At 62.4% G+C, this 13,001-nt stretch carries 9 protein-coding genes; 5 read left to right on the top strand and 4 right to left on the bottom strand.

The window, feature by feature from the left end:
• The first annotated feature begins 7 nt into the window (after positions 1–7).
• On the top strand, positions 8–967 hold the full coding sequence (fepB, locus tag IM314_RS12815; RefSeq protein WP_048956900.1) for a Fe2+-enterobactin ABC transporter substrate-binding protein: 960 nt from the start codon (positions 8–10) through the stop codon (positions 965–967).
• A 46-nt stretch (positions 968–1,013) separates the two neighbouring features.
• Here the strand turns inward: fepB and entS are convergent, their stop codons facing one another.
• Complete coding sequence (entS, locus tag IM314_RS12810) at positions 1,014–2,261, bottom strand: enterobactin transporter EntS (RefSeq protein ID WP_047363687.1); 1,248 nt, start codon at positions 2,259–2,261, stop codon at positions 1,014–1,016.
• Between the two features lie 108 nt (positions 2,262–2,369).
• Between entS and fepD the strand changes: the two genes are divergently transcribed.
• The 3 genes from fepD to fepC are packed head-to-tail and all read left to right on the top strand — an operon-like array spanning position 2,370 to position 5,154.
• On the top strand, positions 2,370–3,374 hold the full coding sequence (gene fepD, locus IM314_RS12805; RefSeq protein ID WP_059357481.1) for a Fe(3+)-siderophore ABC transporter permease: 1,005 nt from the start codon (positions 2,370–2,372) through the stop codon (positions 3,372–3,374).
• Entirely contained in the window at positions 3,374–4,363 is a 990-nt protein-coding gene (gene fepG / locus IM314_RS12800) for an iron-enterobactin ABC transporter permease (protein WP_193359068.1), read from the top strand. The genes fepD and fepG overlap by 1 nt, the downstream gene beginning before the upstream one ends.
• Positions 4,360–5,154: an iron-enterobactin ABC transporter ATP-binding protein gene (fepC, locus tag IM314_RS12795; RefSeq protein WP_193359032.1), complete on the top strand. Its 795-nt coding sequence runs from the start codon at positions 4,360–4,362 to the stop codon at positions 5,152–5,154. Before fepG ends, fepC begins: the two co-directional genes overlap by 4 nt.
• An 82-nt stretch (positions 5,155–5,236) precedes the next feature.
• On the opposite strand, the gene entF is transcribed toward fepC, so the two are convergent.
• Genes entF through fes form a run of 3 tightly spaced genes read right to left on the bottom strand, consistent with a single transcriptional unit; the run spans position 5,237 to position 10,513 of the window.
• Positions 5,237–9,094: an enterobactin non-ribosomal peptide synthetase EntF gene (gene entF / locus IM314_RS12790; RefSeq protein ID WP_193359031.1), complete on the bottom strand. Its 3,858-nt coding sequence runs from the start codon at positions 9,092–9,094 to the stop codon at positions 5,237–5,239.
• A complete protein-coding gene (locus IM314_RS12785; protein ID WP_193359030.1) occupies positions 9,091–9,303 on the bottom strand; it encodes an MbtH family NRPS accessory protein in 213 nt (70 codons plus the stop codon). The genes entF and IM314_RS12785 overlap by 4 nt, the downstream gene beginning before the upstream one ends.
• A gap of 10 nt (positions 9,304–9,313) precedes the next feature.
• The gene (fes, locus tag IM314_RS12780) at positions 9,314–10,513 is read right to left on the bottom strand and encodes an enterochelin esterase (protein ID WP_193359029.1); all 1,200 of its coding nucleotides are present in this window, start codon (positions 10,511–10,513) and stop codon (positions 9,314–9,316) included.
• A 145-nt stretch (positions 10,514–10,658) separates the two neighbouring features.
• On the opposite strand from fes, the gene IM314_RS12775 reads away from it, so the two are divergent.
• On the top strand, positions 10,659–12,899 hold the full coding sequence (locus IM314_RS12775) for a TonB-dependent siderophore receptor (protein WP_193359028.1): 2,241 nt from the start codon (positions 10,659–10,661) through the stop codon (positions 12,897–12,899).
• Positions 12,900–13,001: the final 102 nt, after the last annotated feature.

The following is a 13,001-nucleotide window of genomic DNA, read 5'->3' as shown; positions in this document are numbered from 1 at the left end:
CCGCTCTGTGAAAATCGCTGCCGTTTGCCGCAATGCCCTTCTTCTGACAGGACTTTTTGTTTTAGGACTAACCTCAGCCACCGCCGCCGACTGGCCGCGCCAGGTCAACGACAGCCGCGGCGTGCATACGCTTGAGAGCAAACCGACGCGCATTGTCTCCACCAGCGTGACCTTAACCGGATCTCTGCTGGCGATTGACGCGCCGGTCATTGCCAGCGGCGCAACCACGCCGAACAACCGCGTGGCGGACGCGCAGGGTTTCCTGCGTCAGTGGGGGGATATTGCAAAACAGCGTAAGGTTGCACGGCTGTACATCGGCGAGCCAAGCGCCGAAGCGGTGGCCGCCCAGATGCCGGATCTGATTTTGATCAGCGCCACCGGCGGGGATTCCGCGCTGGCGCTGTACGATCAGCTCTCCGCCATCGCCCCGACGCTTATCATCAATTACGACGACAAAAGCTGGCAGGAACTGCTGACCCAGCTGGGCACGATGACCGGGCACGAGAAACAGGCCGCTGAACGCATCGCCGCGTTCGATAAACAGCTCGCGCAGGTGAAACAGCAGATGAAACTGCCGCCGCAGCCGGTGAATGCCATCGTCTACACCGCCGCCGCGCACACGGCGAACCTGTGGACGACAGAATCGGCGCAGGGCAAGCTGTTACACCAGTTGGGCTTTACGCTGGCGGCGTTACCTGATGGGCTGCACACCTCAAAAAGCCAGGGCAAGCGTCACGACATTATTCAGCTGGGTGGAGAAAATCTGGCGACGGGGCTGAACGGCGAAGGGCTGTTCGTGTTTGCCGGTGACGAGAAAGACGTGAATGCGATTTACGCCAACCCGCTGCTGGCGCATTTACCGTCGGTGAAAAACAAGCGCGTCTGGGCGCTGGGAACGGAGACGTTCCGCCTGGATTATTACAGCGCAATGCTGGTGTTAGACAGATTGAATGCGTTGTTTAAGTAGGCATTTTCCCTCCCTCTCCCCGTGGGAGAGGGCCGGGGTGAGGGCATCAGGCCGCACCGTCGTTCAACACGACCTCCTGCCTGAACCGCCGCAATTCCACCAGCGCCACCAGTAAGATCGCGCCAACCATCGCTAACACAAACCCGCTGCTGCTCGCCGACGCCACCGGGGTCATTATCGCCCCCAGCCCGCCGAGGATCGCCGCGCCAATCGCATCGCCCGTCACGTTCTGCGCGGTCCACAGGCCGTTGATACGCCCCAGCATCCCTTCCGGCGTCTGGGTCTGGATCAGGGTGTACTGTAAAAGTGAGCTGACCGCACTCAGCCAGCCGAAAATCACCAGACACATCACTCCCAGCGCCCAGACCGGCATCAGGCTGAAGAAGCCGATGGCGATAAACGAGGCCAGCGTCGCCACCAGCATAATCAAGCCCGGACGCGCGCTTTGGGCCAGGTTACCGCTGGTCAGCGCCCCGCAGGCCGCACCGAGCGGAATGGCGGCGTACAGCACGCCAATCTCTGAGGCGCTCATCTGCCACTCGCCCGCCAGCGCCGGGTAAAGCACGCGCACGGCGCTCGCCATCGTCAGCAGGCCGCCGAGCAGCGCAATGCCGCCAATCAGCGGGTTGCTGAACAGAAAACGAATCGCGGCCATCAGGGACTTCAGCGGGTGCTCGCGCGGCTGCGGCGGCGGGGGCAGGAGCGGCAGACGCAGTAACGTCAGGGTGGTGATAAAGGTGCCCGCCGCGGCAAGGCCGTAGTTCCACGCCACGTTGCCGGTGGCCAGCAGCAGGCCGCCGACCATCGGCGAAATCACCGAGCCGAGGCGCACGGTGAGCATGGTGATCGCCCCCGCCTGCATCAGGTTCTCGCGGCCCACCAGCGCGGGCGTCGCCGCCAGCAGCGCCGTCACGCCGAGCGAGGCGAAAAAACCGTCCCACAGGCCAAGGGCATAAATCGCCATCAGCGACGGCTCCGGCAGCATGGCGTTCAGACACAGCCCGATAAAGCCCACCCCGCAGGTGCCGCGCGCCAGCAGGATCAGCTTCTTACGCTCGTAGCGATCCGCCAGCACGCCGCCGACCATCAGGCCGATAAACATCGCCCCGCCGGTTAAGGTGACGGATAGCCCCACCAGCCAGCTGGAGTGCGTCATAGACTGGATCTGTACCGGCACGGCGACGCCGAGCAGGCCGAGGGACAAAATGGAGATAAAGCGAGCGATAAAAACGGCGCGATACGCCGGGTGCGTTTTCAACAGGCTGAGGTTAAGCAGCCAGGATTTTTGATTCATGACAAAGCCTTGAGTCTATTTCTACCCATTCCATGGGCGCACATGCTAACATAGCCAAATAAGATAGATAACGATAATCACTATCATTATCAAATCATGGATGTTGCTATGTCGTTTTCCTCTTCTGCGGTGCGCGCCATTGCCGTGCCCGTATTATTGCTACTGCTAATCCTTGCGATTGCACTCAGCCTGCTGGTCGGCGCGAAGCCGCTACCCGCCTACGTTATCGTTGATGCGCTCTCCGGAACCTGTCAGAGCGCGGACTGCACCATCGTGCTCGACGCCCGCCTTCCCCGCACTCTTGCCGGACTGCTGGCCGGTGGCGCGCTCGGCCTTGCGGGTGCCCTGATGCAAACCCTTACCCGTAACCCGCTGGCGGACCCCGGCATTCTTGGCGTCAACTCCGGGGCCAGCTTTGCCATCGTGCTCGGCGCGGCGCTGTTCGGGTTGACGTCACCCTCTGAACAGTTGGCGATGGCTTTCTGCGGCGCGCTGGCCGCCTCGCTGGTGGTCGCGTTTACCGGCAGCCAGGGCGGCGGGCAGCTGAGCCCGGTTCGCCTGACGCTTGCGGGCGTAGCGCTCGCGGCGGTGCTGGAAGGCATGTCCAGCGGCATCGCCCTGCTCAACCCGGACGTGTATGACCAGCTGCGCTTCTGGCAGGCCGGCTCGCTGGATATCCGCACCCTTGAAACCTTAAACGTGGTGGCAATCCCGGTCATTATCGCCGCCGTCGTGGCGCTGTGTTTAAGCCGGTCGCTGAACAGCCTGAGCCTCGGCAGCGACACCGCGACCGCCCTCGGCAACCGCGTGGCGCGCACGCAGCTGACTGGCCTGCTCGCTATCACTGTGCTGAGCGGCAGCGCAACCGCCGTGGTCGGTCCGATTGCCTTTATCGGCCTGATGATGCCGCATATGGCGCGCTGGCTGGTGGGGTCGGACCACCGCTGGTCGCTGCCGGTCACGCTGCTGGCCACCCCTGCCCTGCTGCTGTTTGCCGACGTGCTGGGCCGCCTGCTGGTGCCCGGCGAGCTGCGCGTCTCGGTGGTGAGCGCGTTTATCGGCGCGCCGGTGCTGATCTTCCTGGTACGTCGCAGACGCGGAGGTGGCGCATGATGGCTCCTTCCCGTCGTTTACTCACCAGCGTCTTCCTGCTGGCTATCACCATTACTCTGCTGGCGGTCTGGAGCCTGCAAAGCGGTGCCGTAACGCTTGATTTCGCGCAGGTCTTTCACGCCCTCACCGGCAGCGCGCCGCGTAACATCACCATGGTGGTCACCGAATGGCGGCTGCCGCGCGTGGCGATGGCGATCCTGGTAGGCGCGGCGCTCGGCGTCAGCGGCGCGATTTTCCAGTCGCTGATGCGTAACCCCCTCGGCAGCCCGGACGTGATGGGCCTGAATACCGGCGCGTGGAGCGGCGTGCTGGTGGCGATGGTGCTGTTCGGGCAGCATCTGACGGCCATTACCTTTACGGCGATGGCGGGCGGCATTCTGACCTCGCTGCTTATCTGGGCCCTGGCCTGGCGCAACGGCATTGACACCTTCCGGCTGATCATTATCGGGATCGGCATCCGCGCGATGCTGATGGCGTTTAACACCTGGCTTTTGTTGCAGGCGTCTCTGGAAACCGCGCTCTCCGCCGGGCTGTGGTACGCCGGCTCACTTAACGGCCTGACGTGGGGCAAAACATGGCCCGCCGCGCCGCTGATTTTGCTGATGTTTATCGGCGCCCTGCTGCTGGTACGCCGGATGCGGCTGCTGGAGATGGGCGACGACAGTGCCTGCGCGCTGGGCGTAAGCGTTGAGCGTTCGCGCCTGATGCTGATGCTGGTGGCGGTACTGCTGACCGCTGCGTCCACCGCGATTGCCGGGCCGATCTCGTTTATTGCCCTTGTCGCGCCGCATATCGTGCGGCGTCTTAGCGGCACCGCGCGCTGGGGCTTGACCCAGGCTGCCCTGTGCGGTGCGATGCTGCTGCTGGCCGCCGATCTCTGCGCCCAGCAGCTGTTTATGCCTTATCAACTTCCGGTGGGCGTGGTGACCGTCAGCCTCGGCGGGATTTACCTCATCGTCTTGCTCGTTCAGGAGTCACGCAAGAAATGACAGATTCAACCACCCGCTTGCGCGGCGAAAACTTGACCCTCGGCTATGGCAAAAAAATCATTGCCCGTGATTTAACCGTCGCTATTCCGGACGGCCACTTCACCGCGATTATCGGTCCGAACGGCTGCGGCAAATCGACATTGCTGCGCACCCTGAGCCGCCTGATGACGCCGACAGAGGGCAGCGTATTTCTCGACGGCGAGCAGATCCAGCGTTTCGCCAGCAAAGAGGTGGCCAGGCGCATCGGGCTGCTGGCGCAAAACGCCACCACGCCGGGGGATATTACCGTGCAGGAGCTGGTCTCGCGTGGGCGCTATCCACACCAGCCGCTGTTCACCCGCTGGCGCAAGGAAGATGACGAGGCGGTCAGCCGCGCGATGCAGGCGACGGGCATTACCGATCTCGCCCAACAAAGCGTGGATACCCTTTCCGGCGGGCAGCGTCAGCGCGCGTGGATCGCGATGGTGCTGGCGCAGGAAACCTCCATCATGCTGCTGGACGAGCCGACGACCTGGCTGGATATCAGCCATCAGATTGACCTGCTGGAGCTGCTGAGCGAGCTGAACCGCACGCAAGGGTACACCCTGGCGGCGGTGCTGCATGATTTAAATCAGGCTTGCCGCTACGCCACGCATCTGATTGCCTTGCGCGACGGCGAGATTGTGGCGCAGGGCGCGCCGAAGGAGATTGTGACGCCAGAGCTGATCGCGCGGATCTACGGCATGCGCTGCATGATTATTGACGATCCGGTGGCGGGTACGCCGCTGGTGGTGCCGTTAGGTCGGCGGTAATTGCCGGGTGGCGGCTACGCCTTACCCGGCCTACATTCAGCTCCCGTAGGCCCGGTAAGCACAGCGCCACCGGGCATTTGCACTATCCTAAAATTTCCTTCAGTACCGGCCCAATCTTTTCAAACGCCTGCGGTGAAATGATATCCACGTGGGCGCAGTCCTGGCTGTAGACCTCCAGCTCGCCCACCCACGGCGCCCAGGCCGTATGCGGATCCATCGTTCGCGTGCGTTCGGCGACAAACAGCGTCGCTTTACCGTCAAACCGCGCGCTATGTGCCGTGGTGAGCAACCGCACCGCGTCCGCGTAGTTGCCTTCAATGGTGTTAAACAATTCGCTGGAGCCCTGTCCCTGCTGGGCGGCGATAAACGCCTGACGCTCGCGCTCGATCTCCGCCAGCACTTCCGGGTCAAGGCCGTTTGCCTCTTTCTCCGCCCAGTTCTGGGTTTCCGGCGGCCAGGTATCCAGCAGGCCAAGGAACGCCACCGCTTCGCCCTGCTCGCGCAGGCGGGCCGCAATCCCCTGCGCCAGCGTGCCGCCGAGGGAATAGCCGAACAGATAATACGGGCCCTGCGGCTGTTGTACGCGCAACGTATTCAGATGGTGCTCAATGACGCTATCCAGATCCGCACACTGCTGCATCGGCCCCTCAGGTCGGGGAGACTGAATACCGGTTATTGCCCAGCGCGGGCTGAGGTAGCGCGCCAGCACGCTAAACTGCCAGGCAAAGCCGGACGCCGGATGGAAGCAGAACAGCGTCGGGCCGTTGCTTTCACGCAGCGGGAGAACAGTTTCATACCCCAGACGCTGCGCCTGCTCGTCGCTCATCTGCGAGTCCAGCAGGGCGGTTAGCTTGCCCACCGTCGAGGCGACCATAATCTGCCCCGGCGTGACCTTGCGGTTGTACGCGCGGCTGAGCTGCGCCGCCAGACGCATTGCCAGCAGCGAGTGGCCGCCCATGGCAAAGAAATCGGCTTCGATATCGTTGACATCGCAGCCCAGCAGCGCAGAAAACGCCTGCGCCACGGCGGCTTCGGTTTGCGTCTCGGGTGCGCGACCGGAGGTTTTGCGGGTCAGCTCCGGCAGCGGCAGCGCCTTACGATCCAGCTTGCCGTTGGCGCTCAGCGGCAGCGCGCTGATTTGCAGCAGCACTACCGGCACCATATGCGGCGGCAGCTGTGCCCTGAGCGAGTCCAGCAGCGCGTCGCGATCCAGCGGTAAGCCGGATTCGGAAACCACGTAGCCCACCAGCTGGCGGGCATCGCCGCCCGTTGCCGCCGCCTGGTTGAACACGCAGGCATGCGCCACCGCCTGGGCCACATCCGGCAGCGCGAGCATCGCCCGGTCGATTTCGCCCAGCTCGATACGCTGGCCGCGAATTTTAAGCTGGTCGTCGCTGCGGCCCAGATATTCCACCGCGCCGTTGTCCAGCCAGCGGGCAACGTCCCCGGTGCGATACATCCGCTCGCCTGGGGCGAACGGGTCGGCAATAAAGCGGCTGGCGGTAAGGTCGGGGCGTCCCAGATACCCCTGCGCCAGCTGAATGCCGGTGAGATAAAGGTCCCCCGCCACGCCGAACGGCACCGGGCGCATCATCGCATCCAGAATGCGCAGCCCCGTATTCCACACCGGGAAGCCGATCGGCACGCTGTTGCCTTCCACCGCCGCCAGCTCGGGGCCGTACGCCGGATACCAGCTGACGTCCACCGCGGCTTCGGTCGGGCCGTAGAGGTTGTGCAGCGGCGCACGGGTGAGCTGTTCCCACTCGCGGCACAGCGCAGTCGGCAACGCCTCGCCGCTACAGAAAACCTGCTTCAGCGTCCTGCAACAGTCGACGTTTTCCGGCGTCAGCGAGGCGACGAACGCCGCCAGCATCGACGGCACGAAGTGGGTGGTGGTTACGCCATATTCTGCGAAGAAGCTCTGCATCGCCTGCGGATCGCGGTGCGCGTCCGGCTCGGCCATCACCAGCTTCGCCCCGGCGATAAACGGCCACCAGAACTCCCACACCGACACGTCAAAGCTGCACGGCGTTTTCTGCGCCACCACGTCATGCGCCGCCAGCGGATAATGATCCTGCATCCACTTCAGGCGGTTAACGATGGCGGTATGGCCGACCATGACCCCTTTCGGGCGGCCCGTCGAACCGGAGGTAAAAATGATGTACGCGGTCTGCTCCGGCTTCGCCAGGCGCAGAGGTTCAGCATCGGTGGCCGGTAATAGTGTGTTGTAACTAAAGGTGGCGATCGGCAGGTCACTAAAGCGCGGAAGCTGCTCGTCGGTGGTAATGAGCAGAGAGGGCTTCGCGTCCTCCAGCATCATCCGCAGTCGGTCGTCCGGGTAGCCGGTATCCAGCGGCAGCCAGGCGGCGCCCGCCTCGACGATGCCGTGCAGCGCCAGCGTCAGGAACACCGAGCGCGGGAGCGCCACCGCCACGCTGTCGCCCGGCTTCACGCCGCGCGCGCGTAACTGATGTGCCAGCGCGACCACCTGCTCGCGCATCTGCCGGTAGTTCAGTTCAATATGCGCGTCCGCCAGCGCGGGGGCGTCCGGCGTTTTGCTTGCCTGCTCTGCCACCAGATCCGCCAGCGTGGTGGACGGCAGCGCCAGCCCGGTATCATTGATGCGCGCGAGCTTTGCGTATTCCTGCTCTGATACGGTTTCCACGTCGCCACAGCGCAGGTCCGGGTTGGCGGCAAACTGCACCAGCATCGCGTCCAGGCGCTCTGCATGACGCTTCAGCGTCGCCTCGTCGTAACGCTGCCTGTTAGCGAGGATTTCAATACTTAGTCCGCCCTGCTCGTCCGGGAACAGCGCCAGCTCCAGATCGTTCACCGGGCCGGTTGCCAGCGTGTGGGTGATAGCCTCCACGCCGTCGATATCCAGCTGATAATCGAACACCTTAACGTTCAGCACCGGGCCAAACAGGGCTTCGTCGCCTGCGGCACGTCCGCTGTCGCGCACGATCTGCTCGGCGTCGTAGCGCTGGTGGCGGCGCATCTTTTTCAGCTGGTTCGCCAGGCGCAGCGCCAGCGCCGGCAGGCTCTCATGCGGATGAATGTTCACCGCCAGCGGCAGGACGTTGAGCACAGGGCCGGTCGCGGTCAGCGCGGCGGATCCCATGCGGCGCATAAAGATAAACCCGGCGGCGTAGTCCAGCCGTCCGGTCAGGCGGCCCAGCCACAGCGCTACCAGCGCAAGGGCCAGATCGGTGCGCTGCGCCTGCCCGGCTGCCTGCGCCAGCTGGCTAAAGGCGCGAGCGTCCATTGCAATTTTCAGGCGCAGGATATCGGTGGTGGCGGCGCGTCCCGGCAGCGGCGCGGAAGAGAGCGAGACCGGAGGAGGAAGCTGTTTGCGCTCCTCCTCCCAGAAGGCACCGTCGCGCTGATACGCCTCGCTGTCGCGATAGCGCTGATACTCGTCAATGACATCAGCGAATGGGGTAAACGGTGAGGCTGGGGTGGGTTCCCCTTTCTTCCAGGCAGCGTAAATTTCGGCGATCTGGCGGGTAATCGCCGGGAAACTGAAGCCATCCACCACCAGATGGTGATAGCGCTGATACCAGTACCAGCGGTTGTCACCGACCTGAATCAGCTGATGGAAAGCGAGCGGCTGACCGCTGTCCACGCGCAGATCCTGGCTGAGATCGGCCTCCATCAGCGCCACGGCGGCGTCGTGAGAATCAACGCGAACGATGGACGGCTCCGGCAGGATCAGGGTCTCATCGACCCACTGCCAGACCTCGCCGTTATCTTCAGCGAAACGCGTGCGCAGGGTATCGGCCTGCATCATGCCCTCAGCGATGGCTTTAGCCAACAACGGCGCGTCGATATTCCCTTTCAGCTCGGTGTAGTGGGCCACGCTCCAGGCGTTTGGCAGCGAGGAAAGCTGCTCTGCCATCCAGATACCCGGTTGGGCGGCGACGAGAGGAAGACGGTTCATGCGTGCTCCCCCGTAAAAGAGGACGGCTCAAGCGTCTGCCAGCGTTGCGCCAGCCACTGCTGGCACGCCTCCTGAGAGTGCGGCTCGCAGACCACGCGCCAGCCCGCGGGCAACTCGCACTGCTGCGGCCACAGGCTGTACTGCCCCTGGTCGTTTTGCAAAATGGCGAACTGTCCCTGCGGATTATCGAAAGGATTGCTGAATTCCATACAGACTCCGTTATTGAATGAGCGGCTGCCAGAGGGTCATCAGCCCCTGCGTCAGCCCACCGCGCCAGCAAAGCGCATCGTGTCCGCCGTCAACCTGACGCCAGATAACCGGTTGCTGAGTGTGTAGTTCGGCGAGGATCGCCTGGTTTGCGCGCAAGATAAGCGGCTCGTTGCGCCCGGCTTCAAGAAGGATGCGTAGCCCACGAGGGGATATTTCGCCGGTTTTAAGTTGTTCGATTAACAGCCCGTCCTGCTGCCCGCCGCGGTGCGGCCACCAGTAGGAGCCGGACTGGCTGAGCACGCAGCCAAAACGCTGCGGCCAGTGCAGTGCGGCATAAAGGGAAGAGAGACCGCCAAAGCTTTGCCCTGCGACCACCGTACGGTCGGCGCGGTCGCTAAACGGCGCGCGTTGTTGGACAAGGGGGAGAAGTTCTTCCTGCACCGCCAGCCAGAAGTCGGGATTGCACGGCAGCTCGCGGTTACGGTGCTCCATATTAATAACATCGATTAAGACGTAGACCGCAGGTGGCAGGTTGCGCTCGGCGGTGAGCGACGCCAGCGCAGGCCAGACCGGCATGCTTTCGGCCCAAAACTGCCCGTCAAGCAGCACCGCCAGCGGGCGCTCGGGGCTTTCATCCCCGGTGGTAAAAATCCACACGCGGCGACGGTTCTTCAGGCGCGCGCTGTCCCACGTAATGCAGACGGGCTTTTTGTAAGGCGTATCAGGATGGTTCCAGCCCGGCTGTACGGGCGCCTCCGGCATCTCCAGCGCCGAGACGGCGTGCCCGCGCCCGCCGCGCCAGCTCTGCGGATTCAGCGGGTCTGAAATTGCGTGCGGCAGCAACTTGCGCCAGCCTTCGCGCAGCGCCATGCGGTCCGGCTGCTCGCTTTCAAATACTGCATCGGCAAAATCGTTTTCGTTATCGGAGGGGATAAAACAGTAGCTGCCGCGCCATTCGGGGGTGAACTCCCCCTGCCACTGCCAGACGTCGGTATCGGGGATACGTTCAAGCGATTGCGGGCGGGCATTCTGATGGTGGTCGGTCACGCCGGTAACGTAGAGCCAGACGCGTTTAACCGTTGAGGTCTGCTGGGTTCCTGCCGGGTCCCGCCACCAGAATGTGACGCGATAGTTTTCCTCATGACGTTGCCATTCCGGCCCGTTTTTCGACTGCCACCACGCTTCACTTCCGGTTGTTAACGCCGTCACCCTTATAACCCCATGTTTAGCAAAATTTTTTGTTTCAGAGCAAATTTTATTGATAATATTATTGATAACTATTTGCATTTGCAATAGCGTATTGCCCGCGCTGTGGGAAGCGCATTCATAAATAACCATAAAAGCGGGACGTACAATGAATAAGAAGATTCACTCTCTGGCCTTGCTGGTCAATTTAGGGATTTATGGCGTCGCGCTGCCCGCCATGGCAGACGACAACGCCGCCTCTGCGCAGCACGAAGACACCATGGTGATCACCGCCGCCGAGCAGAATTTGCAGGCGCCAGGCGTGTCGACCATCACCGCCGATGAGATCCGCAAAAACCCGCCCGCGCGGGACGTGGCGGAAATCATCCGCACCATGCCGGGCGTTAACCTGACCGGGAATTCCACCAGCGGCCAGCGCGGGAACAACCGTCAGATCGACATTCGCGGCATGGGCCCGGAAAACACCCTGATCCTGATCGACGGCAAACCCGTCACCAGCCGCAACTCCATCCGCCTGGGCTGGCGCGGCGAGCGTGATACCCGCGGCGATACCGGCTGGGTACCGCCGGAGATGATCGAGCGCATCGAGGTCATTCGAGGCCCGGCCGCCGCACGCTACGGTAACGGCGCGGCGGGCGGCGTGGTGAACATCATCACCAAAAAATTCGACGACCAGTGGCACGGTTCCTGGAACACCTACCTGAATGCGCCTGAACACAAGGATGAAGGTTCCACCAAACGCACCAACTTCAGCCTGAGCGGCCCGCTGGGCGGCGACTTCAGCTTCCGCATGTTTGGTAACCTGGATAAGACTCAGGCCGACGCGTGGGACATCAACCAGGGCCACCAGTCTGAGCGTACCGGAGCCTACGCCAACACCCTGCCCGCGGGCCGCGAGGGTGTAGAGAACAAAGACATCAACGGCGTGGTGCGCTGGGACTTCGCGCCGATGCAGTCGCTGGAGTTTGAAGCGGGCTACAGCCGCCAGAACAACCTCTATGCGGGTGACACGCAAAACACCAACAACGACAACGCGCTGGTGAAGAAGAACTACGGCAAAGAGACGAACCGTATTTATCGCCAGAACTTCGCCGTGACCTGGAACGGCGGCTGGGACAACGGCATTACCACCAGCAACTGGGCGCAGTACGAACACACCCGCAACTCCCGCCTGGGCGAAGGGCTGGCGGGCGGTACGGAAGGCCTGTTCAACAGCAATAAATTCACCGACACCGATCTGGCCGACGTGATGCTGCACAGCGAAATCAACCTGCCGATTGATTTCATTGTGAACCAGAACCTGACGCTCGGCACCGAGTGGAACCAGCAGCGGATGAAGGATTCGACCTCCTTCTCGCAAACCCAACAGGGTGGCACCATCCCGGGCATGAGCGAAGACCGTAGCCCGTACACGTCAGCGGAGATCTTCTCCCTGTTTGCTGAGAACAACATGGAGCTGACCGACAGCACCATGCTGACCCCTGCCCTGCGCTTCGATCACCACACCATCGTGGGCAATAACTGGAGCCCGTCCCTGAACCTGTCGCAGGGTCTGGGGGGTGACTTCACCCTGAAGATGGGCATCGCGCGTGCCTACAAAGCGCCAAGCCTGTACCAGACTAACCCGAACTACCTGTTGTACAGTAAAGGCCAGGGCTGCTACGCCAGTTCCGACGGCGTGGGCTGCTACATGATGGGTAACGACGATCTGAAAGCGGAAACCAGCATCAACAAAGAGATTGGCCTCGAGTGGAAACGCGACGGCTGGCTGGCGGGCGTGACCTGGTTCCGCAACGACTACCGCAACAAGATTGAAGCGGGCTACGCGCCGATTGGCCAGACCTCCACCGGCAAAGTCACCACCGATATCTACCAGTGGGAAAACGTGCCGAAGGCGGTGGTGGAAGGACTGGAAGGCTCCCTGAACGTGCCGGTCAGCGACACCATCAACTGGACCAACAACATCACTTATATGCTGCAAAGCAAGAACAAGGAGACCGGCGACCGTCTGTCGATCATTCCTGAGTACACGCTGAACTCAACCCTGAGCTGGCAGGTGCACCAGGATGTGTCATTGCAGTCGACCTTCACCTGGTACGGCAAGCAGCAGCCGAAGAAGTACAACTACAAAGGCCAGCCGGTGACCGGGTCTGAAAAAGACGAAGTCAGCCCGTACAGCATCGTTGGCCTGAGCGCCACCTGGGACGTGACGAAAAACGTCAGCCTGACCGGCGGCGTGGACAACGTCTTCGACAAGCGCCAGTGGCGCGCGGGTAATGCCCAGACCACGGGGAACGCGACAACCGGCGCGTATATGTACGGTGCGGGTGCGTATACGTATAATGAACCGGGTCGCACCTGGTACATGAGCGTAAACACAAGATTCTGATACAGACAGTGACTTCCCCCTCTCCCTGTGGGTGTACGGTCCGGGGACATAGTGAACACTTGTTCGGGGACATGGTAGACACTTACAACTGAGGCATAAGAA

Source organism: Enterobacter cloacae complex sp. P42RS, assembly GCF_014930595.1.
GTDB lineage: Bacteria > Pseudomonadota > Gammaproteobacteria > Enterobacterales > Enterobacteriaceae > Enterobacter > Enterobacter bugandensis.
This window is presented reverse-complemented; position numbering and strand designations above follow the sequence as displayed.